This window comes from Methylomonas sp. Uni0011 (assembly GCF_056850255.1).
The window spans coordinates 104,415-124,046 of the sequence record NZ_JBVVNO010000006.1 but is presented as its reverse complement, the minus strand read 5'-3'; the positions used below and the strand labels follow the sequence as shown (position 1 = coordinate 124,046).

At 57.6% G+C, this 19,632-nt stretch carries 22 protein-coding genes; 9 read left to right on the top strand and 13 right to left on the bottom strand.

Features of this window, described 5'->3' with window-relative positions; genetic code table 11:
- Nucleotides 1-26: 26 nt before the first annotated feature.
- Together AC0IM9_RS10110 and AC0IM9_RS10105 are read left to right on the top strand one after the other, a co-directional pair.
- Nucleotides 27-1,511, top strand: coding sequence for a leucyl aminopeptidase (locus AC0IM9_RS10110; protein ID WP_482803905.1), 1,485 nt, complete (start codon nt 27-29; stop codon nt 1,509-1,511).
- Nucleotides 1,512-1,558: 47 nt separating this feature from the next.
- Entirely contained in the window at nt 1,559-2,011 is a 453-nt protein-coding gene (locus tag AC0IM9_RS10105) for a DNA polymerase III subunit chi (RefSeq protein WP_482803904.1), read from the top strand.
- A gap of 133 nt (nt 2,012-2,144) precedes the next feature.
- Here the strand turns inward: AC0IM9_RS10105 and AC0IM9_RS10100 are convergent, their stop codons facing one another.
- The 4 genes from AC0IM9_RS10100 to AC0IM9_RS10085 form a co-directional block, all read right to left on the bottom strand.
- Complete coding sequence (locus AC0IM9_RS10100; RefSeq protein WP_445371792.1) at nt 2,145-2,312, bottom strand: DUF4160 domain-containing protein; 168 nt, start codon at nt 2,310-2,312, stop codon at nt 2,145-2,147.
- Nucleotides 2,313-2,397: 85 nt separating this feature from the next.
- A complete protein-coding gene (locus tag AC0IM9_RS10095; RefSeq protein ID WP_445371793.1) occupies nt 2,398-2,916 on the bottom strand; it encodes a hypothetical protein in 519 nt (172 codons plus the stop codon).
- A 467-nt stretch (nt 2,917-3,383) separates the two neighbouring features.
- Nucleotides 3,384-3,905, bottom strand: coding sequence for a YcxB family protein (locus AC0IM9_RS10090; RefSeq protein WP_445371794.1), 522 nt, complete (start codon nt 3,903-3,905; stop codon nt 3,384-3,386).
- A 25-nt stretch (nt 3,906-3,930) separates the two neighbouring features.
- Nucleotides 3,931-5,229, bottom strand: coding sequence for an NAD(P)/FAD-dependent oxidoreductase (locus tag AC0IM9_RS10085; RefSeq protein WP_278210336.1), 1,299 nt, complete (start codon nt 5,227-5,229; stop codon nt 3,931-3,933).
- A gap of 244 nt (nt 5,230-5,473) precedes the next feature.
- Here AC0IM9_RS10085 and AC0IM9_RS10080 point away from each other — a divergent pair, with 244 nt between their 5' ends.
- Nucleotides 5,474-5,986, top strand: a complete 513-nt coding sequence (locus tag AC0IM9_RS10080) for a septal ring lytic transglycosylase RlpA family protein (protein ID WP_482803903.1) — start codon at nt 5,474-5,476, stop codon at nt 5,984-5,986.
- Nucleotides 5,987-6,035: 49 nt separating this feature from the next.
- Here the strand turns inward: AC0IM9_RS10080 and AC0IM9_RS10075 are convergent, their stop codons facing one another.
- The 5 genes from AC0IM9_RS10075 to AC0IM9_RS10055 form a co-directional block, all read right to left on the bottom strand.
- Nucleotides 6,036-6,692 (bottom strand): VPLPA-CTERM sorting domain-containing protein, encoded by a 657-nt coding sequence (locus tag AC0IM9_RS10075; protein WP_482803902.1) that lies wholly within the window; start codon nt 6,690-6,692, stop codon nt 6,036-6,038.
- A gap of 209 nt (nt 6,693-6,901) precedes the next feature.
- Nucleotides 6,902-7,483, bottom strand: coding sequence for a DUF4166 domain-containing protein (locus AC0IM9_RS10070; RefSeq protein WP_482803901.1), 582 nt, complete (start codon nt 7,481-7,483; stop codon nt 6,902-6,904).
- Between the two features lie 3 nt (nt 7,484-7,486).
- Nucleotides 7,487-7,960, bottom strand: coding sequence for a DUF2269 family protein (locus AC0IM9_RS10065; protein WP_445371797.1), 474 nt, complete (start codon nt 7,958-7,960; stop codon nt 7,487-7,489).
- Nucleotides 7,957-9,243: an SDR family oxidoreductase gene (locus tag AC0IM9_RS10060; RefSeq protein WP_445371798.1), complete on the bottom strand. Its 1,287-nt coding sequence runs from the start codon at nt 9,241-9,243 to the stop codon at nt 7,957-7,959. The genes AC0IM9_RS10065 and AC0IM9_RS10060 overlap by 4 nt, the downstream gene beginning before the upstream one ends.
- 250 nt (nt 9,244-9,493) lie before the next feature.
- Nucleotides 9,494-10,507 carry a helix-turn-helix transcriptional regulator gene (locus AC0IM9_RS10055; protein WP_482803900.1) on the bottom strand — a complete coding sequence of 338 codons (1,014 nt, stop codon included), beginning with the start codon at nt 10,505-10,507 and terminating at the stop codon, nt 9,494-9,496.
- A 132-nt stretch (nt 10,508-10,639) separates the two neighbouring features.
- Between AC0IM9_RS10055 and AC0IM9_RS10050 the strand changes: the two genes are divergently transcribed.
- Nucleotides 10,640-11,227, top strand: a complete 588-nt coding sequence (locus AC0IM9_RS10050; RefSeq protein ID WP_482803899.1) for a Uma2 family endonuclease — start codon at nt 10,640-10,642, stop codon at nt 11,225-11,227.
- Nucleotides 11,228-11,238: 11 nt separating this feature from the next.
- On the opposite strand, the gene AC0IM9_RS10045 is transcribed toward AC0IM9_RS10050, so the two are convergent.
- The 3 genes from AC0IM9_RS10045 to rluD are packed head-to-tail and all read right to left on the bottom strand — an operon-like array spanning nt 11,239 to nt 13,728.
- On the bottom strand, nt 11,239-12,072 hold the full coding sequence (locus tag AC0IM9_RS10045) for a ZIP family metal transporter (RefSeq protein WP_445371801.1): 834 nt from the start codon (nt 12,070-12,072) through the stop codon (nt 11,239-11,241).
- Complete coding sequence (pgeF, locus tag AC0IM9_RS10040; RefSeq protein ID WP_445371802.1) at nt 12,069-12,797, bottom strand: peptidoglycan editing factor PgeF; 729 nt, start codon at nt 12,795-12,797, stop codon at nt 12,069-12,071. Before pgeF ends, AC0IM9_RS10045 begins: the two co-directional genes overlap by 4 nt.
- Entirely contained in the window at nt 12,778-13,728 is a 951-nt protein-coding gene (gene rluD, locus AC0IM9_RS10035; protein WP_140913489.1) for a 23S rRNA pseudouridine(1911/1915/1917) synthase RluD, read from the bottom strand. Before rluD ends, pgeF begins: the two co-directional genes overlap by 20 nt.
- A gap of 83 nt (nt 13,729-13,811) precedes the next feature.
- Here rluD and AC0IM9_RS10030 point away from each other — a divergent pair, with 83 nt between their 5' ends.
- The 3 genes from AC0IM9_RS10030 to AC0IM9_RS10020 are packed head-to-tail and all read left to right on the top strand — an operon-like array spanning nt 13,812 to nt 16,490.
- Nucleotides 13,812-14,657, top strand: a complete 846-nt coding sequence (locus AC0IM9_RS10030; RefSeq protein ID WP_445371803.1) for an outer membrane protein assembly factor BamD — start codon at nt 13,812-13,814, stop codon at nt 14,655-14,657.
- Between the two features lie 4 nt (nt 14,658-14,661).
- Nucleotides 14,662-15,882, top strand: coding sequence for a hypothetical protein (locus AC0IM9_RS10025; RefSeq protein ID WP_482803898.1), 1,221 nt, complete (start codon nt 14,662-14,664; stop codon nt 15,880-15,882).
- Between the two features lie 53 nt (nt 15,883-15,935).
- Nucleotides 15,936-16,490 (top strand): DUF2058 domain-containing protein, encoded by a 555-nt coding sequence (locus AC0IM9_RS10020; RefSeq protein ID WP_482803897.1) that lies wholly within the window; start codon nt 15,936-15,938, stop codon nt 16,488-16,490.
- Between the two features lie 57 nt (nt 16,491-16,547).
- On the opposite strand, the gene rsmI is transcribed toward AC0IM9_RS10020, so the two are convergent.
- Entirely contained in the window at nt 16,548-17,399 is an 852-nt protein-coding gene (gene rsmI / locus AC0IM9_RS10015; RefSeq protein ID WP_482803896.1) for a 16S rRNA (cytidine(1402)-2'-O)-methyltransferase, read from the bottom strand.
- 20 nt (nt 17,400-17,419) lie between these two features.
- Between rsmI and AC0IM9_RS10010 the strand changes: the two genes are divergently transcribed.
- Together AC0IM9_RS10010 and AC0IM9_RS10005 are read left to right on the top strand one after the other, a co-directional pair.
- Nucleotides 17,420-19,264, top strand: coding sequence for a penicillin-binding protein activator (locus AC0IM9_RS10010; RefSeq protein WP_140913485.1), 1,845 nt, complete (start codon nt 17,420-17,422; stop codon nt 19,262-19,264).
- Entirely contained in the window at nt 19,264-19,632 is a 369-nt protein-coding gene (locus AC0IM9_RS10005; RefSeq protein WP_140913484.1) for a YraN family protein, read from the top strand. The genes AC0IM9_RS10010 and AC0IM9_RS10005 overlap by 1 nt, the downstream gene beginning before the upstream one ends.

Here is a 19,632-nt window from a genome sequence, read left to right as displayed (position 1 = left end):
AAGACACTTGATAGTGGATGTATCAAATGGACTATTCTATAGAAAGCGCCCCCTTAGACAAACTGCAAAGCGATTGCCTGCTGCTGGGTATCTACGAAAACCAGCAACTCAGCCCGGCGGCCGCGGCCATGGATGCGGCGCAGGGCGGCCTGATCGGCAAACTGATCGCGCGGGGCGACATCAAGGGCAAAAACGCCGAAACCCTGTTGGTCAACAACCTGGCGGACGCTAATATCGCCCGCCTCGTCCTGGTCGGCTTCGGCGAGCGCGGCAAAGTCAGCCGCAAACAATACCGTAAGGCGTTGGCCGCCGCGGCCAAAACCGTTAAAGACAGCAAAGTGCAAAACGCCTGCAGCGCGTTGCTGGATATCGATGTCGGCTCTGCCGACAACCAATGGCAAGCCCGGCAAATCGTCGAAGTTTTCAACGACGGCCTGTACCAATACAGCGCCACTAAAAAGGTCGACGATAAAATCCCGCTGCAACAGCTGAGCATCCTCGCCAACGACAGCCAAAAAGCCGCCGCAACAACCGGATTGCAGCAAGGCGTCGCGATCGCCTTGGGCGTGGAGCTGACCAAGCAATTGGCCGACTTGCCCGGCAACATCTGCACCCCGACCTATCTGGCCGAACAAGCCTTGGCGCTGGCCGGCCAGCACGAACTGCTGAGCTGCGAAATTCTGGAAGAAAGCGACATGGAAGCGCTGGGCATGGGCTCGTTCCTGTCGGTGACCCGCGGCAGCCGCCAGCCGGCCAAACTGATCTGCCTGGAGTATCGGGGCGGCGACAAAAACGCCAAACCCATCGTGCTGGTCGGCAAAGGCCTGACCTTCGACGCCGGCGGTATTTCCTTGAAACCCGGCCAGGGCATGGACGAAATGAAATACGACATGTGCGGCGGTGCCAGCGTGCTGGGCATCATCCGCGCCGCCAGCCTGTTGAATTTGAAACTGAACATCGTCGGCCTGGTGCCGTCCTCGGAAAACCTGCCGGACGGCGCCGCCAACAAACCGGGCGACATCTGGACCAGCATGTCCGGCAAGACCATCGAAATCTTGAACACCGATGCCGAAGGCCGCCTGATCCTGTGCGACACGCTGACCTACGCCAAAAAATACAACCCGGACGTGATCATCGACATGGCGACCTTGACCGGCGCCTGCATCGTTGCGTTGGGCCGGGTACCGAGCGGCTTGTTCGGCAACGACGACAAACTCTGCAACGAACTGATCGGCGCCGGCGAAACCGCCTGCGATTTGCTGTGGCGGATGCCGATCTGGGAAGAATACCAGGAACAACTGAAATCCAATTTCGCCGACCTGGCCAACATCGGCGGCCCGGACGGCGGCAGTATCACCGCAGCGGTGTTTCTGTCCAAATTCGCCGAGGAATACCGTTGGGCCCACATCGACATCGCCGGCACCGCCTGGCGCACCGGCGCCAACAAGGGCGCCACCGGCCGGCCGGTGCCGTTGTTGGTGCAATACCTGCTGAACCGGGCTCAGGCCTGATTCACCTCAACCGGGAGCGGCGGCCGCGCCGCTCCGCCTAAACCGCCATGACCGCCGCCACCGACAGCGCACTGCCTGAAGTCAGTTTCTACGTGCTCGGCACGCACGACCAGCAGCAACGCCAGGAATTCGCCTGCAAATTGATCGAGAAAATCTACCGTAGCGGCTTTTTCTGCTACGTGCTGGCCGAATCGGCCGAGCAGGCGGAGCAAATCGACAAAGCCTTGTGGACTTTCCGCGCCGGCAGCTTCGTACCGCATCAAATCTACCGCGGCTTGCCGCCGCAATATCCCGGCACGGTTTTGATCGGCGGCAGCGAGATTCCGGACGCCTGGCGCGGCGTAATCGTCAACCTGTCGTCGGCATTTCCGCCCGCCGAACCGCCGACCGAACGGATTTTGGAAATATTGGACAACAGCGAGGAGTCCAAACAAGCCGGCCGCCAGCGTTACCGGCATTACCAACAGGTGGGTTTATCGATCAACACTCACAAAATGTAGGGTGGGTACGCTAGTGCCCACGCGTTAAAGCCTTGAAAGTGGCGGACAAAGCTTTTCTGTCCACGGATAAGAGGAATAGTCCCAATGCCGCGTGGGCACAAAAACCGTGCCCACCCTACGAAACTAATAGTACCTACGAGTTCTGTGAGACAAACCGGTATGTTGCGCCAAAGCGATGACGGGGTCCAACCAAAAATTTTGCTTCGCCGTTTTGCGCCTGCACGTGAACGTGCATTCTCGGCTCTTCCCGAGAGAAAAAATAAAACCGAAAACCGGCTTCTTTAAAAACAGTTGGGCTCATATCAACACCTTCGCTCGTGTCGTAGCCCCGATTAGCGAAGCGTAATCGGGGAGATGAGGCTCAACTTTCGTACGATTACGCTTCGCTAATCGTACCTACGAGCTCTACTCCTGGACTCACCTACAAATTCGCATGCGGCAGAGCAGATACGTTCAAGGTTGAGCGCGATGAGTAGGTACTGCATCTTTGGAGGGAGCTGATCGTAGGTTGACGGCTGCGGTACGACTTTACACATCTGGTGCAGCATATCTACGGAAAGATGTACGGCCTTCTGCCCAAACTCAGGTAAAGCATTGTAGAGGTCGGAGACAACCTTTTGCGACAACGATGACGATAAGTCGTGTGCGAAGTCGTTGCGTAGCTTACCGATCCGTTTTAGCGCTCCCCTGAATTTTGCATCGAACCCAAGGCAACAAGCGAGTTCAACCTTCTTCGCGTAGCTGAGGTCGAGATCGGCCAGGAATTTTGGTTCGACAACTGTCAATTCCAAAAACTCGCTCAGTTGAGCCTCAATGTAAAGATGCGAACGGATTACAGATCCGACCTCATCTTCTGCGAGTAGTGCCGAAACAAATTCAACATTGATAGGCTTTGATTCGGTCATACGACTATCAGTGGCTGACGTTAAAGTCAGAAACTTGCGTACAGCAGGCCGTAAGCAAGTTGGAATTGTTAGCGACTAATGATTTAGAGGCTGACATGAGAATGGATTTAGACAATTCTGGTGACCTGTTTCGTTGCATGCGTCTTTGTTGAGTGCGTTCGAAATAATCTGACAGCTTTTCATGTCGTCCATAAACCCGTGGATGGTGGCAACGTGATCTTCTGGATTGTTCCACTTGATCACAGCGTAATCTGGGGAACCTCCGATCTTGTTTTTGCTAAAGAATTTTCTAGGTACATCCAAGTTGGAACTCTGCCCGCACCCTGACAGTAAAGCCACAAGAGAAAATCCGATCAGCAATAAGCGAGTTGGCATGAATGCTCCGGTGTGTTAACCGCTAACAATTAGTTAAGTCGTTTATGTAAATCACCCTAAATCGTTGACTATACGGCAAAGCGCCGGCTTGCTCACCCCGCCCTCTCAATCATCCCCTCAACCTGCTTGGCGAACGCCTTCAAATCGCCTTTCTTGACCGTGGCGCGCGGGATCACGATGGCCGCGTCGATATCGACGTAGATGTAGACGTAATCCTTGTGCTTTTCGACCCGCAGCATGTCTTTCCACGGGGTTTTGCTTTTGCCGCCGGGGGCGCGTTCCTGCAGGAATTCCGGCTCGACGCTCAGCCAGTGGATACCAAACAACGCTTTCTTTTCAGCTTCGGTGTATTTGTCGAAAAATTGCCGGCGCATGTCGATCTTCATGATGAACGGCGAAGCAATCGCCCAGGCCAGGGCCAGAATCGTAATATAGGCCGTGGTTTTCATGTCCACGTAGTAGACGTAATAAAACAGCGCAATCGCCATCATCACACCCGGCGCGAAGATGCGGTTTTGGCGGAGTTTTTTCTGCATTTCCGGGTCGTTTTTCAGGCGCTGTTCATTGAAATGAACCAGGTCTTCTTCGCGGAATTCGTATTCGATTTCTAACATTTGAGTTACTCGATCAATAGAGGGGTTAGTGCATTTTCATTTTGGCGTGGGTACTTCGCCGGAACAGGTTCGACAAAGTCAGCATCGCGGTGCGGAAATAGCCGTGGATCGCTACCTGGTGCATTTTGTACAAGGACAGATACACCATATAGGCGATGAAGCCGCCGACGCTGACGGTGCCCATCAAACTGCCCATCAGGCTGCCGACGGTGCTGAATTTGCCCAACGACACCAGCGAGCCGTAATCGCGGTAGACGAATTTGACGCCCGGTTTGCCTTTCAGGCGGTTCACAATGGACTTGGCGACGGCCGATGCCATTTGATGGGCGGATTGGGCGCGCGGCGGCACGTTGCCGCCATGGCCGACCCATTCGCAGGCGGCGCAATCGCCGATTGCAAAGATATCCGGATCGCTGGTCTGCAGGGTTTGGTCAACCACCAATTGATTGATGTGGTTGGTTTCCAGGCCGTCCAGGTTTTTCATCCAGTCCGGCGCCTTGATGCCGGCCGCCCAGACTTTTAAATCCGCTTCGAATACTTCGCCGTCGTAGGTGTGCACCTCGGTTTCGGTCACTTCGGTAACTTTACGGCCCAGTTTCAGCTGAATACCGAGTTTGATCAGTTGCTCCTGGGTAGCCTGCGACAAGCGCGGAGGCAATGCCGGCAACAACTGGGTGGCGGCTTCGATGATGGTGATGTTGACGTCTATCGACCCCTCTAAGCCGTAAGTGGCCAGTAATTTGGTCACGTGGTGCAGCTCGGCGGACAATTCCACCCCCGTCGCCCCGGCGCCAATAATCACGATAGACAACGGCTTGTCGCGCTGACGACTCTGGTTGGCGTAGGACTGCACGTAGTAGGTTTCCACCAACTGTTTCTGGAAACGGAAAGCTTCCTTGGTGGTATCGATGAATCGACAATATTTATCGACGCCCTTAATGCCGAATGTATTGCTGACGCTGCCGACCGCCATTACCAGCGTGTCGTACTTGAACCGGCGTTGCGGAATGATCTCTTCGCCTTGCTTATTGGTAATCGAGCTGACGATGATTTCCTTGTTTGCCCGATTTAGCGCCTCCATTTTGCCGAACAGGAAACGGAAATGATTGCTGTGCGCCTGAGCCATGTACTCGATTTCTTCGGCTTCGGCCAACGTACCTGAGGCCACCTCGTGCAATAAAGGCTTCCAGATATGAGTCGATGCGGCGTCAAGTAAGGTAATTTCGGCCTTGCCGGCTTTACCGAGCTTTTGCCCCAGTTCCGTGGCCAATTCCAGACCGGCCGCGCCACCGCCGACGATCAATATCTTGTGTTTTTCCGCCATGCTGTTCCCCCCACGAGTGATGCCCGGCCTAATCAGGCACAGAATGCGCCGTCCCTGCGTTGTTTTGAATTCCCTTGCTCGCGGCATTATAACCAATCGCATCCCGGCTGGCCGATTTTGACGGGCTGAGTCGCGCGCCGATGCCATAGTGCCGTGTCAGCGCATGCGGACGGCACGAGTTTTTAATAAACCGTTAAGTTTGGCAAACGACCATGCCGCCGAGTCCTTTGGAAAAGGACCGACTATGTTCAACCACTTAAATTACGACATGGCTTCGAAATATCTGCCGCTGAGGCTACTGGCTTCGATAGTATTACTGGCCGGATGCGCCTCCGAACCGCCGCTGCCGCCTTCGGATTCGCAGGCACAATTACCGTCTTACCGCGATCAGGCGCTGTATAACCAGCCTTACACGGTAAAAGGCAAAACTTATTTTCCGTTGCTGAGCCGGCACGGTTACCGGGAAGTCGGGCTGGCGTCCTGGTACGGCGCCGAATCCGGCGAGCGCACCGCCAACGGCAACCGTTTCAAACCCAACGGCCTGACCGCCGCCCACAAGACGCTACCGATACCGTCCAAAGTCCGGGTCACCAATCTGGCAAACGGCCGCCATATCGATGTCACGGTCAACGACCGCGGCCCGTTCGTCGCCGATCGTTTGATCGACTTATCGCACGGCGCCGCCAAACGCATCGGCGTTAACGGCTTGGCGCAAGTGTCGGTGGAAATTCTGGATGCCTCGCCCGGCTCGCGCTGAGCGGGGCGAAGTCGAAACATAACCGCGCGGTAGCGGTTAACCAAGGCGGTTAGTGAAACGCTCGTCGCCGGGCTGCGACAAAACCGGCAAGCGCCGAACCGAATAGCCAGACCGCTCCCGGCAGCGGCACCACTTGCACCGCGGCATTCACCCTATCCGGCGCGAAGTCGGAAATCTGGCCGAAACCGGCCGGTTGCGAACCGTCCCGCGGCCACAGGTTCCAGGTATATCCGGACTTACTGAAACCGGCGGACGGCAGCCAACTGCCCAAGATGTCCAGACTCAATTTAGCGCCGTCGATTACGGCCGTACCTGCTGCGAACGGCGTCGAAACGACCGGTTGCGGCACTAACAGATTCACCGCGCCGCTGCCGTTGGTATTGATCACGACTACCGAGTCGAACAATACATTCGGCAGACCGCTCGCCGCAAAGCGGCCGGTGCCGGCGCCGCGGTCGAAACCCAATACGTAAAGGCCCCCGGGGGAGGTGCCGATTGCAGCGGCAAAGGTGCTTTCGAAATGAAACACATCGGTTTGCGGGTTGTAAGTGACCGATGCGCTAACCACATCCAAATCGCCGGCCTTACTGCCGGCATATCCGGCCAGATAGTCGCCGGTGGCATCGTTCACTACACTGGCTTGTGCCTGTACCGAAGCGCTGAACATCACTGCGGCCACTAGTCGTTTTACAGTTGTCAATCTCATATCTCCGTCCTCTTTGGTGAATATCAATCGAATGCGGCGACCGACGCTAACCCGCGAATCGCCCATAGGTCTGACTGGTTTATCGGTTTCGGCATGAAGTTGCCGGCAAGGAGCGCGCCGTTCTGAATTCGCAAGGCGATGGAAACCAAACCCGGCGTCGCTCTAACGTTAATTCCCGGCAAGAGCCGGAAGTTCAAACCGGCGACAAATCAACGGTAGACAAACGTACCCCGGTACCAATAACTAAGGCCCCACCACGGATGGCGGATTTCGAAGTCCAAATAAAATCGGTCGGTTGCGGTGGCATGCTCCCTGATCGTTGCCGAACCCAATAATAACCAGTCAGGGATCGGCACGACCCAATTGCCGCATTGCCAGAAGTGGCCTTGACTGCGGTAGACCAAATCGCCGTTTTCGACCGTGACCCTTAAGCGCAGGCCGAAACCGAAGCCGATGTATTCGGCCAATTCGTTTTCGGCGACATAAGCCATCCGCGAATTGAAGCAATCGCTGCGGCCGTCCGGATAATTCAGTCTGCGCCGCCACATCAACCCGGCGGCATCGGCAGTTTTATCCACTTCAGCATGCGCCGCCGGCGCCGGCCACAACAATAAGCCGCCGAACAGATGGATTAGCCAGATTAACGGAAACAGGTAAGCCGGATAGCCGATCTGCATCGTGCCGGCCAATCCGCTACGTTCACCGTCACCGATCCGGTAATGGCGTTGAATCGCTTCCGGCAATTGTTGCCAATCGTCACCTAACACCTGTTGCATCAATAGTTTGGACATGGTTCAACTCCACAGAGAATTGTGAAACACCATCAGTGTGGTGATGCCGATCATGCCGAAAAACGCCGGCACTCCCAGCCATAACCAGATATTGGCGTAATAGTGGTAAATCGACGGCAACGGCCGGCCTTGAGCCAGCGAATCGGCGGCGATATCGCGCATCCGGATTTGCAACACCACGACCGGCAGCCAGCACAAGCCGGTGAGCAGATACAGCAACACCGTCCACCACAACCAACCTTCGCCGAACGAGGCCGATAATTGCTCGGCCAGCAACACGCCGGTCAGCGGCTGAATGATGACGGTCGGTGTGGTGAACCACCAGTCCGCCAGCACTACGTGCTTGCTGGTAACGGCAATCGCCGCATGATCGCCGGTTTTGTCGGCCATTACTTTATAGAACACCGTGCCGGAACCCAGGCCGAACAACACGATTGCGCTCAAGATGTGAATCAATTTCAAGGTCAAATAAGTCATGGCCGCTCTCCGTCCAAGATCCGGTAAACCAGTAAACACATTAAAAACGGTAGATTTTTCAATAAGGGCCCGAACGGGTGAAACACGAACTCCGGTAGCCGCCAGGCCACCATCAAGCTATATCCCAGCACGATATAAAACTGGCACAGCAGCAGTGCGGGTAAGCGTATCCGCGCCAGGGTCATCAGACCCATTGCAATGTCCAGCGCCGCCAAACCGTATAGCGTCAGCGGCGCGGCGATGCCGCTGATGCCGGTAGCCGCCAACAAGGCGTAGCTGGCCTGATGCGGATAGAAAAATAGCGAGGTGATGCCGCTCCACAACCAGACCAAGGCAATGCTCCAGCCCAGCAATGGCCGCAAAAAGTACAAATTGGCATGCCAGCGTTCAGCTTGAGACGCATCGTCGGCGAACATCCGCTTTGCACTCAGCGGCGACCTGCCCAATAGCTCGATCAACGGCGCCGGATCGGCTGTGCTACCGCGTTGCAACATCGCCAGGTTGTCCCGGCTCAGTATCGGTTCGGCCAATGCGCGGCCAAAGCCGGCGCCAATCGCCGCGTAGCGTTGCGGCAGGAGCCATGCGCCGGCTCGGGATTTACCCAGACGCAGTCTGAGGCCTTGCAGCCAATCGGCATAACTGATGGGCTCCGAACCGACCAGCGCGATCGTTCGCCGCCCGCCGCAGCCCGGTTGCAGGCAGCGGCATACCGCGGCGGCGACATCGTCGACATGTATCGGTTGCAGCACCTGCTTGCCGCCTTCCGGCAACAGATGCACCGGCAGGGCCGCCAAGGCCTGGAACAAGGCATGGCTGCGGCCGCCGGGGCCGTAAACCAGCGACGGTTGCAACACAAACCAATCCAAGGGCAGTTCGCTCAATGCATCGTCGGCGGCTTTCTTGCTCAAGTGGTACGCCGAGGCCGCCTGATCGTCGACACCTAAGGCCGAGAGTTGCACGATCTTGCGAACGCCGGCCATGGCGCCGGCCCGAAATAGTGCAATGGGACTTTGGCTATGTAATTGCTGAAAACTTTGCCGCGGACCGGGGGCGATGATGCCGACGCAATTGACGATCGCATCGATACCTTGCAAATGCGGCAACCAGTTTTCGATTTGGTCAGCCTCGGCAAAATCCAGCGCCAGCGGCGTCAGCAGCGGACTTTCAAGCCGCAAACGCTGCGGCCGCCGGCAGCACGCCGTGACGCGGTGCCCCTGCTCCAATAACGCCAGCGCAATCGCACGGCCGATAAACCCGGTGGCGCCGGTTAACAGGATGTTCATAACCGCCTCCCGCGCACCGGTTCTGAAATTGGCGGACAGACCAGCCGCACGCGAGGTAAACACCAATTGATCAGTGAAAAATTCATGGCTTTGCTCCAAAAGTTGAGGGCGGGCTCAGCTTAAGCCGAGCCAGAGGCCGTAACTTCCGGAGTGATAGGACTGGAATAAAAAATTCCGCGTTAAAATTAAACCTATCAATTACAACGGGTTATCGTTTTACAAAATGATAAAAACGGAGTTCTTGCCGGATTCAGGAAGGCGGTGGCGAGTGGATTTTCCGGTATTGTCCCGGCGCCATGCCGACAATTTCCCGAAATGCGGCATAAAAATTGGATTGGGTGTTAAACCCCACCGTCAGCCCGATCGACAATACCGACACCTCCGGTTCGGTGACGAGCAGCTGTTTGGCGTCTTCGATGCGCTGTTCGCGGATATAGCGGGAAAAGCCCTGGCGAAATTCGGTATTGATCAGTTCCGACAATTGGTGCTGACTCAACGTCAATTGCTCGGCCAGCAAGGCCAGATTTAAGGTATCCAGCCGGTAGAGTTTGTCTTGCCGCATCAAGCGCTCCAGTTCGGCCAGCTTCTTCGGCTTATCCACATTTTTCAAGGTCGATTCGGCGTACGCCGCCTGCACGGCCTCCGCCACGTCGGCGGTAATCGCCGGGAAACGCAACAAGGTCAGCGTCACGGCAAAAAACGCCAGGCCGACCAATATGCTGTAGGCCTGGATGAAATCGGCCGTCGCTAACAGCGGCCAGATGAATCCCAACAACAATACGGCAACCGCGATCGCGAACAAGGTTGCGAGCGCGACCAGTTCCAGCCGAAACCGCCGGCGTTCCGCACGCAAGCGGTACACGGCATGTGCCAGCCAGATCAAATACGCGCTGCCGAGCAAAAATGCGCCGGGCACTGCAAGCGGTTGCGGCAATAAGGGGCAGAGCGGCAGTGGCGCGGCGTGCAACAGGTCTCGCCAACGGTATTGCACGTCGGCCTGCAGCAGATGCCGGCTGAAGAAATAAAAACTGGGAGCGACCAGATAAAGCGCCACCCAATAAGCTGCCGCATGCAGAACATCATATGCCTGAGTCAGCCAAGCCAGGTGCGCAGTTTGGATCGCGACCAAACCGGCAATCAACACGAATCCGGCACATCGCGCAGGCCAAAATAGAGACTCACGGCTTTGCAATAAATTGCCGGCAACCAGCAACAGGGCTGCGCCGAACGAGAATCCGATACTTAACAGGGCTGCAATCTGCATCAAAACCGCCGAAATCGCAAAATCCAGAGTTTAGCGGCTATCGGCCGATCCGCCATCTTGCAGATCGGTCCGGACTACCGCCGGCCGGCGTTAGCCGCTACAATCGCTTGGCCCAATTCAGCGGAAACGGCTATGGCTTTAGCGGAAAAATTACACCTGAGCGTTGCGGACTACCTGCAAGGCGAGTTGCTCAGCGAAATCAAATACGAATATATCAACGGCGAAGTTTATGCGATGGTTGGCGTTAAACGCGCTCACGATACCGTTGCGACGAATCTGATTGCCTTTTTGCATCACCATTTACGCGGGACACCTTGCCGTGTGCATTCCGGAGAAATGAAAGTCCGCGTCCAAACCGCCAGCGACGACTGTTTCTTCTACCCGGATCTGCACGTGACCTGTTCGGCGGCGGATACGGCAGAACATTACAACAGCCGGCCGAAACTGATCATCGAAGTCTTGTCCGACGCGACCGAACGCTACGACCGGGCCGAGAAATTCCACCATTACCGCAAGCTGGAAAGCCTGGAAGAATACGTCCTGGTCGCCCAAGACACGCAACGCGTCGAATGTTACCGCCGTAGCGAACAATGGGATTTGCAGCTTTACCAAGCTGGCGAGCAGGTCAGGTTCGAATCGGTCGGGTTCGAATTGCCGGTCAAGGAGATTTATGAAGGCGTCGAATTTGGCGAACCGGCAACGTCGGCCGTCTCGACTTAAACCAAGAATGACTAAGCGACGCCCTCGAACCGGTGGGCAATCCCCTGCATCACCAGAATCAATACGACGCCGGCCAGAATAAAACCGATCTGCTGCAGCGAGGTTTTGATGTCGGTCTTTTGATGTAAAGATGGAATCAGATCGGCCACGGCGATGTAGATAAAGCTCGACGCCGCCAGCGTCAGGAAATAAGGCAGGACATCGTGCAAATCGCCGAGGCTGAAATAGGCCAGCACACCGCCGATCACCGTGGCCAGACTGGCCAGGATGTTGTAAAACAAGGCCTCGCCGCGGCGGTAGCCGCTGTGCAGCAGAATCGCGAAATCGCCGACTTCCTGCGGAATTTCGTGGGCGGCCACGGCCAGGCTGGTGACAATGCCGAGCTGGACGTCGGTCAGAAACGCTGCGCCGATCAACACGCCGTCGACGAAATTATGAATGCCGTCGCCGAGGATGATGAACATGCCGGCCGGCCGGTGGCCGGCTTGAGCGCCGTGGCTGTGGCCATGGTGGTGATCGTCGTGAGAATCTTCGCCGTGCGCCTCGCAGGCGTTGGAATGGCAGTGGCGCCAGACCAGCAGTTTTTCCAACACGAAAAAACCGAGAATGCCGGCCAGGATGGTCGCCGACAGCGTCGATAATTGTTGCGGCTCTACTTCCTCGAAGGCATGCGGGATCAAGCCGCAAAATGCCCCGGTCAACAACGCGCCGATGGCGAAGCTGATGCCGTGCGGCAACACGTTTTTTTGCTGAGCTTCCGGCAACAGCAAAAACACGGCTGCCGCCAGTACGCTCAAAACCCCGCCCAATGCGGTAAACAAAACGATAAACAGCAATACGCTCAAGAAACTCTCCAGATCAAACTGGCCATGCGGCCGGTGGCGGCACCGTCGCGGCGGTAGGAGTAAAATCGGGCCGGATCGGCCACGGTGCAATAATCGCCGCCGAACACCCGCTCCACGCCCAGCCCGGCCAGTTGCCGGCGCGCCAGTTGGTAAATATCGGCCAGCCATTTGCCGGGGCCATGGGCGGTGAACGCTGACGCGTGGTGGGCGTCGTCGGCCAAAAACGCCTCGCGCACCTCGGTGCCGACTTCGAAATGCTGCGGGCCGATCGCTGGCCCCAGCCAGACCGAGACCTCGCGGCAAACCATGCCGTGCAGGGTCTGGCCGATCACCCCGGCCTGTAAGCCGCGCCAACCGGCATGCGCCGCGGCGATTTTTTCGCCGCCGTCGCCGCAAAACAATACCGGCAGGCAATCGGCGGTCAACACCGCGCAGACCACTCCGCTTCGGTCGGTATAGCTGGCATCGGCGGTCGCTAGGCCCTGCACTTGGTCGGCCTTGACCACATCGATGCCGTGCACCTGTTGCAGCCAGACCGGTTCGGCCGGCAAATCCAGCAGCTCGCGGATGATCTGCCGGTTACGCTGCACATGTTGCGGATCGTCGTTGACGTGGCCGGCCGGATTCAGGCTGGCGTAGCCGCCGATGCTGACGCCGCCGCTACGCAACGTGACTGCCGCCCGCACATTGGCCGGCAACGGCCAATCAGGCTTGATCCAGTTCATTTTCGCCCAGTAACTTGATCAGATTGGCCATGTCCTCCGGCAGCTCTTGCTCCCATTCGCAATAGTCGCCGGTCTCCGGGTGTTCCAAACCCAGTTTGGCGGCATGCAGGGCCTGGCGCTTGAAATTGCGCAACGCTTCGGCCAGGGCCGGGCCGCAATCGGCCGGCATTTGAAAGCGGCCGCCATAGACCGGATCGCCAACCAGCGGATAATTGATATGGGCCATATGCACCCGGATCTGGTGGGTACGGCCGGTTTCCAGTTTGCAGCGGATCAAGGTATGGCGCTTAAAGCGTTGTTCCAACCGATAATGGGTAATCGCTTCCTTGCCGTCGCGCCGCACTGCGTTGCGTTTGCGGTCTACCGGATGGCGGCCGATCGGCGCGTTGACCGTGCCGCCGGCGGTCATCCAGCCTTTGACCAAGGCCAGGTATTCGCGATGAATGGTGCGTTCCTGCAGTTGTTCGACCAGGCTGTTATGGGCTTGCAGAGTCTTGGCCACCATCAGCAGGCCGCTGGTGTCCTTGTCGATCCGATGCACGATGCCGGCGCGGGGCAGAGTTTCCAGTTGCGGCGCATGGTTCAACAAGGCGTTGACCAGCGTGCCGTCCCAATTGCCCACCGCCGGATGCACGACCAGACCGGCGGGCTTGTTGACGATCAGCAGCGAGGCGTCTTCGTATTTAATGTCTAACGGAATTTCCTGGGCGGCATATTCGATAACCCGCTCGGCTTCCGCGTCGAGTTCGATTTCTTCGCCGCCGTCCAGCTTTTCGCGGCCCTTCATGACCTCGCCGTCCACCAGCACCCGGCCGGCCTTGATCCAGGTTTGCAATTTACTGCGCGAATAATCGGGGAACACCTCGGCCAAACACTGGTCCAGCCGCATACCCGCCAGTTCCTCGGGAACCCTTGCCGTCAATATCGTCATAGTCGTTTTTAAGTTATACTCGCGGCCCAAATGCTGCCAAATGCCGCAAAAAACCAACAATATTACAACGTGTTGATAAACGTATGCGATTAGTTTTAGTAAAAACCGTTTTCGCCGCCAGCCTGATCGTGCTGCTGCCAGCGTGCGAAACCTTGGAAGCATTTTCCGGCAAGGGCTCGTCCAGCGAGAAGGAAGAGGAATACGCCGGCTGGGACGACAAAACCTTCCATGAAAAAGCCAAGGAAGCGCTGGACAACAAAAACTACTCGAAGGCGGTGACGCTTTACGAAGCGCTGGAATCGCGCTACCCCTTCGGCGACTACGCCGCCCAAGCCCAACTCAACGTCGCTTACGCTTACTACAAGAACGACGATCCGGAAGCCGCGATTGCCGCCGCCGACCGCTTCATCAAGATCCATCCGCGCAATCCGAAAGTCGATTACGCCTATTATTTGAAAGGCTTGATCAACTATAACCGCGGCATCGGCTTTATCGACCGCTTTTTGCCGACCGACTCCTCGCAACGCGATCCCGGCCCGGCCAAAGACGCTTACGACAACTTCCAGGAACTGATCCGCCGCTATCCGAATAGCGAATACGCCGCCGACGCCAAGCTGCGCATGGTCGCGCTGCGCAACAACATGGCGATGTACGAAGTCCACGTCGCCGATTACTACATGCGGCGCAAAGCCTACATCGCTGCCGTCAACCGCGCCAATTACATCGTCAAGGAATATCAGCGTACCCCGGCAGTACCGTTCGCGCTGCAAATCATGCAGGACGGCTATCGCCAATTAGGCATGGATGAACTGGCCGCCGACGCCGAACGCGTGTTTAAACTGAACTACCCGAACGGTGCGCCGCAAGGCAACTACAAGGATGAAGGCGCAATTCAAAAACTTTGGGATGCGATGGGCCTGGACCAATAAGCGGTTGAGCGCTTTATCCGTTTTAATCCGATGCGGCGGGCTGGGCTTGTTGCTCGGTTACGCTGCCGGCGCCGGCGCAGCGCCGCCGCCGTTGTTTCAAAACCGCTTCTTCCCGCTGTCGCAAACCAACGAACTGTTGTGCGCGACCAGCCAACAGCAATACACCCCAACCGCGGCGCTGGCCGACATCATCCGGTTCTACGAAGCCGAACATCCCGGCCTGCGCAGCCAGGCCGTCGCAGTATTGACCGACCATAAAAACCAGGACCACCTGGACGACCTGGCCGATTACCGCGAAGACTGCACCGGTAACGCCGCCGGCGAGTTGTGCGTGCTGGAAAAATACTGGGGCGACCGCGAAGCCGCCTGGCGGGCGCTGGCCTTGTTTTACGATACCAAAACCGTGGTCAAGCACAGCGACGACTATCGCTACCAAGTGAAACGCTTCTCCGCCGACCACTTGCGCATCTTCGAAAAAGCCATCCGCAAGATTCCGGCCTTTCTGCGGCAGAGTATCAGCAAGGCCAAACCGGTAGATAAGCTGGAACAGGAAATCGCCGATAAACCGACGGCGATGCAACAACTGATCCGCGACGCATTTCAGGAAGACTACAAAAACAGTATTTGGCAGGATCACACCCATCCGTTGACACTGGTACCCGGCATCGGTTTTCGCTCGCAGACCGTGGCCCAGGTGTTCAGCGGCCAGAATCTGATCGTGTTTACCGTCAAGGCCTTCGACAAGGGCAAGGAAGGCGGCACTTACCGCGATATCGGCGTGCAGTACCTGATCGATTTCCGGCTGCCGATCGTGGTGCACGAGATCGCCCATACCATCGACAATTTTCATTTCTGGAACGGCGAGGACGACCTCTACTTCTTTTACAAGTACCACAAGATTTCCAACGACGCCGAGATCATGAAAATCATCGCCCAAGCCCAGTTGGCGCTGTGGCCGTCGAAATGGTTCGAAGCGTTCGAATATCTGGGTGAAGTCAATCAGGGCCGCTACGACGGCAACACCCAGGAAAAGCTGGCGGAACTGGTCGCGCAATACGTGTTGATTCCGGAACGCCTGCAACAAAGCGCGCCGGCCGCTTACCGCTGGCTGCGCGACGATATTTTCCGCGGCATCGAATACCAGGGCTACGACCGCTGCGATCGGCCGCTGACCAAGCCGCTGAATTGGTGGCAATACGCCACCGGCAAGATGCTGGGCCAATAAGCGCTTTGTGCTATGCTGCCGGCGTTTTTCCAGTCCATTTCCGCCCGTTAGCCATGAAAAAACCGCAAACCTTGTCGCTGCAAGAACAACTGTTGAAATCCGGCCTGTCCAACGACGCCAAACTAAAGCAGGTCAAAGCCGAAAAGCGCAAGCAAACCAAACTGGAACGCAATAACGGCGTCGAGATTGTCGACGAAGTGAAACTGAGCGCGGAACAATTGCGCCAGCAACAGGCCGAACGCGACCGGGAATTGAACCGGCAACGCAAGCTGGCCGAAGAACAGAAAGCGTTGGTGGCGCAGATCAAGCAAATCGTCGACTTGAACCGCATCGCCCAGGACGCCAACGGCGTGGCCTATAACTTTACCGACGTCAACAAAGTCAAAACCCTGTATGTTTCCGAAAAAGTCCGCGACGCCTTGAGCAACGGCCGGGCCGGCATCGCCAAAACGGAAAACCGCTACGAAATCGTCCCAGCCGAAGTGGCGCGAAAAATCCAGCAACGCGATGCGGCCAGCGTGGTGGTGTTGAATGACGCCAACCACGACATTGCCGTGGAAGACGACCCTTACGCGGCGTATCAGATTCCGGACGATTTGATGTGGTAGCCCGCAGCCGAGAAGCGATCATACCGCCTCCAGCGGTCGCTATAACTGAGCCGACTCTCAGTCGCCGCTTTCGCCCTGCATCGCCAATGCCGCCTGATATAGCGGCTTCTTGCGCTGGCCGGTGATCTCCACCGCCAGCGCCACAGCAGTTTTGATCGAACATTCCTGCAGCAACAACGCCAATATTCGCCGCTCTTCGTCGCTGATCAAATCGGATTTTTCCGCCGGCGGGCTGCCGGCAACCACGACGACAAACTCGCCTTTGCGCATGTTTTCGTCGGCTTGCACTCGCGCCAACACCTCGCTCAAGCCACCGTCGGCGATGGTTTCGTGCAGTTTGGTAATTTCGCGCGCGACGACAATGCGGTGGTCTGCCGGAAACACGCTCAGCATATCCTCCAGCGCCGCCTGAATCCGGTGGCTGGACTCGTAAAAGGCCCAGGTCGATTCGTCGGCCAGCTTGTCTCGAAAAAATTCGCGTCGGGCCGAGCCGGTGCGCGGCAGAAAACCCTCGAAACTGAAGCGACTGGTCGGCAAGCCGGCTACCGACAATGCGGCGATCAAGGCGCAGGCGCCCGGTATCGGCGTTACCTCGATGCCGTGCTGGCGGGCCAGTTTGACCAGCGGCAAACCTGGATCGCTGATGATCGGCGTGCCGGCGTCGGAGACCAGCGCGACGGATTGGCCCTGCTGCATCCGCTCCACCAGCCCTTGCGAGGCTTTGTCCTCGTTGTGTTGGTGCAACGAGGTCAGCGGCTTGTTGACACCGTAATGCGAAAGCAACATCTTGACGTGTCGGGTGTCTTCGGCGGCGATCAGATCCACTTGTTTTAATACTTCCAAGGCCCGAAAGCTGAAATCGGCCAGATTACCTATCGGCGTGGCAACCACGTATAATTTTCCGTACATTTGTTTTTCCAGGCCCTCTCATGTCCGCATCTAAACTGGGCGCCATTATGCCGCGTCGCTTGCCGAGCTGCTGTTTTTTCGGCCTGCTGCTGCTCAGCGCCTGTGCCGGCGAACCGCCGGCCCGCAAACCGCAATTCGAAGTCAAGCCGCCGGCCAGCGCCAAACGGCCGAAACCAGCGGAAGCCTCGGCTGCCGCGCGCAGCTACCGCTTGCAAGACAGCCGTAGCGGAGTGCGATTGCTGGATGCCGATACCCGCCTGCAAGCCGGCGACAGTGCCGGCGCCCGCCAGGCGCTGGACGCAGTCAACCCGGCCGAACTCAATCCGGAACAAACCAGTAAATACAAACTGATCGACGGCCAGATTGCGCTGAGCATGGGCGATGCCGAAACCGCGGTGCGCAAATTGGAAGGGGTAAGGCCGGCGGTGCTGGCGGAAACGGACCAGATCGCCTATTACCAGTCGATGGCTTTTGCCCAGTCATTGCTCGGCGATGTGCTGGCCGGCGTGCGGATGCGGTTGAAGCTGGGCCGGCTGTTGACCGACCGCGACCGGCAAAAGCAGAACATCATCGCCATTCTCGACGCCCTCAGCGTATTGCCGAGCGAAACCCTGAGCACGACCGCCTCGGTCGCCGACGAACTGAGCGGCTGGATGGCGCTGGCCAAAATTCTGAAACAGCGCAATATGCCGGGCTTCGATAGCGCCGGCCAAATCCAGCAATGGAAGCAAACCTTTCCCGGCCATCCGGCCAATGCCGACTACCTGCAAGCCTATCTGAACGGCGCGCCGGCCGTCGCCGCAGAAGCCGCGCCCGAGCCGGACCAGCAAACGCCGCAACCGGCGGCGACTGCGGCCAGCGGCCCGCTGATCGCGGTACTGCTGCCCAATTCCGGCCAGTATGCGACGGCCGGCAAGGCGATCAGAAACGGCCTGGCCACCGCCTATCGCCTGGCGGCCAGTGCCGCGCCGCAACCGGCCTTGAAATATTACGACAGCGACAGCGGCGACATCGTCGCGCTCTACAAACAAGCCGTCGCCGACGGCGCCAAACAGGTGATCGGCCCGTTGGTGAAGGAGCAGATTCAGACCCTGGCCGACAGCGGCGACCTGAGCGTGCCGGTGCTGGCCTTGAACCATGTCGAGAACCTGAGTAAAGCCAACCTCTACCAATTCGGCCTGAGCCCGATCGACGACGCCGAACAGTTGGTATTGAAAGCTCGCCGCGACGGTTTGCAGAACGCCGTGCTGTTGACCCCGGAAACGCCGCAAGGCCAACGTATCCGCCATTATCTGATGTCGGCCTGGCAAGCGGCCGGCGGCGCCGTACTTGGGGTACAGAGTTACGATCCGAAATCGCGCGACTTCAGCGCCGTGGTCAAAGCCCTGCTGGCGCCGAGCGTGAATACTGCCGGCGCGAAACAGACTTTGGCCGTATTCATCAGCGCCGGACCGGAACAGGCGCGGGAGATTGCGCCGCAACTGCGCTATAGCCAAAGCAGCGAGCTTGCGGTTTACGCGATGCCCAACATCTACAGCGGCCGCCCCAATCCGGCCAAAGATACCGATTTGGGCAAAATCACGTTTTGCGATGTACCCTGGCTGTTCGGCGAGGTCTACGGCGGACCGCTCAGCCAGCAGGCGTTGCAAAGCGCCTGGCAAGGCCTGAGCGACAGCCAAATCAAACTGGTGGCGCTGGGTGTCGATGCCTTCAACGTATTGGGTCAATTAGGCCAACTGGGTACCGCGTCTTATCCCGGCGCTACCGGCCGTTTATCTTTAAACGGCGAAAACCGCATTACCCGCAAATTGGCCTGTGCCGAATTCAAGGCCGGGGTACCGGCTGCGGCCGCTTACCTCGAATAATGCTGTTCGGCAAACCCAAACCGGCCCATCTGCAAAAAGGCGCCGGCGCCGAACAAAGGGCGGCCACCCACCTGCAACAACAAGGCCTGCAACTGGTCTGCAGCAATTTCCGCTGCAAGCACGGCGAGCTGGATCTGGTGATGCGCGACGGCGCCGTGCTGGTCATCGTCGAAGTCCGCTACCGCAAATCGGAGCAATTCGGCGGCGCGTTGGCCAGTATTACCGCGCAAAAGCAGGCGCGCATCGTCGCGGCCACGCAACACTATGTCATAATCAACAACCTGAGCCATTGCGCGATCCGTTTCGATGTCGTGGCAATCTCCGGCGATAACCGCCTCAATTGGATCAAAAACGCGTTTCAAACCTGA

What these genes read in the sequence shown, in the direction of transcription:
- AC0IM9_RS10010 (WP_140913485.1), top strand. Translation starts at nt 17,420, where the DNA reads ATGTCCGCATCTAAACTGGGCGCCATTATGCCGCGTCGCTTGCCGAGC.
- AC0IM9_RS10065 (WP_445371797.1), bottom strand. Translation starts at nt 7,960, where the DNA reads ATGACTTATTTGACCTTGAAATTGATTCACATCTTGAGCGCAATCGTG.
- AC0IM9_RS10100 (WP_445371792.1), bottom strand. Translation starts at nt 2,312, where the DNA reads ATGAGCCCAACTGTTTTTAAAGAAGCCGGTTTTCGGTTTTATTTTTTC.
- rsmI (WP_482803896.1), bottom strand. Translation starts at nt 17,399, where the DNA reads ATGTACGGAAAATTATACGTGGTTGCCACGCCGATAGGTAATCTGGCC.
- AC0IM9_RS10110 (WP_482803905.1), top strand. Translation starts at nt 27, where the DNA reads ATGGACTATTCTATAGAAAGCGCCCCCTTAGACAAACTGCAAAGCGAT.
- AC0IM9_RS10020 (WP_482803897.1), top strand. Translation starts at nt 15,936, where the DNA reads ATGAAAAAACCGCAAACCTTGTCGCTGCAAGAACAACTGTTGAAATCC.
- AC0IM9_RS10085 (WP_278210336.1), bottom strand. Translation starts at nt 5,229, where the DNA reads ATGGCGGAAAAACACAAGATATTGATCGTCGGCGGTGGCGCGGCCGGT.
- AC0IM9_RS10105 (WP_482803904.1), top strand. Translation starts at nt 1,559, where the DNA reads ATGACCGCCGCCACCGACAGCGCACTGCCTGAAGTCAGTTTCTACGTG.
- AC0IM9_RS10055 (WP_482803900.1), bottom strand. Translation starts at nt 10,507, where the DNA reads ATGCAGATTGCAGCCCTGTTAAGTATCGGATTCTCGTTCGGCGCAGCC.
- AC0IM9_RS10050 (WP_482803899.1), top strand. Translation starts at nt 10,640, where the DNA reads ATGGCTTTAGCGGAAAAATTACACCTGAGCGTTGCGGACTACCTGCAA.
- AC0IM9_RS10080 (WP_482803903.1), top strand. Translation starts at nt 5,474, where the DNA reads ATGTTCAACCACTTAAATTACGACATGGCTTCGAAATATCTGCCGCTG.
- pgeF (WP_445371802.1), bottom strand. Translation starts at nt 12,797, where the DNA reads ATGAACTGGATCAAGCCTGATTGGCCGTTGCCGGCCAATGTGCGGGCG.
- AC0IM9_RS10005 (WP_140913484.1), top strand. Translation starts at nt 19,264, where the DNA reads ATGCTGTTCGGCAAACCCAAACCGGCCCATCTGCAAAAAGGCGCCGGC.
- AC0IM9_RS10060 (WP_445371798.1), bottom strand. Translation starts at nt 9,243, where the DNA reads ATGAACATCCTGTTAACCGGCGCCACCGGGTTTATCGGCCGTGCGATT.
- AC0IM9_RS10070 (WP_482803901.1), bottom strand. Translation starts at nt 7,483, where the DNA reads ATGTCCAAACTATTGATGCAACAGGTGTTAGGTGACGATTGGCAACAA.
- rluD (WP_140913489.1), bottom strand. Translation starts at nt 13,728, where the DNA reads ATGACGATATTGACGGCAAGGGTTCCCGAGGAACTGGCGGGTATGCGG.
- AC0IM9_RS10030 (WP_445371803.1), top strand. Translation starts at nt 13,812, where the DNA reads ATGCGATTAGTTTTAGTAAAAACCGTTTTCGCCGCCAGCCTGATCGTG.
- AC0IM9_RS10090 (WP_445371794.1), bottom strand. Translation starts at nt 3,905, where the DNA reads ATGTTAGAAATCGAATACGAATTCCGCGAAGAAGACCTGGTTCATTTC.
- AC0IM9_RS10095 (WP_445371793.1), bottom strand. Translation starts at nt 2,916, where the DNA reads ATGACCGAATCAAAGCCTATCAATGTTGAATTTGTTTCGGCACTACTC.
- AC0IM9_RS10075 (WP_482803902.1), bottom strand. Translation starts at nt 6,692, where the DNA reads ATGAGATTGACAACTGTAAAACGACTAGTGGCCGCAGTGATGTTCAGC.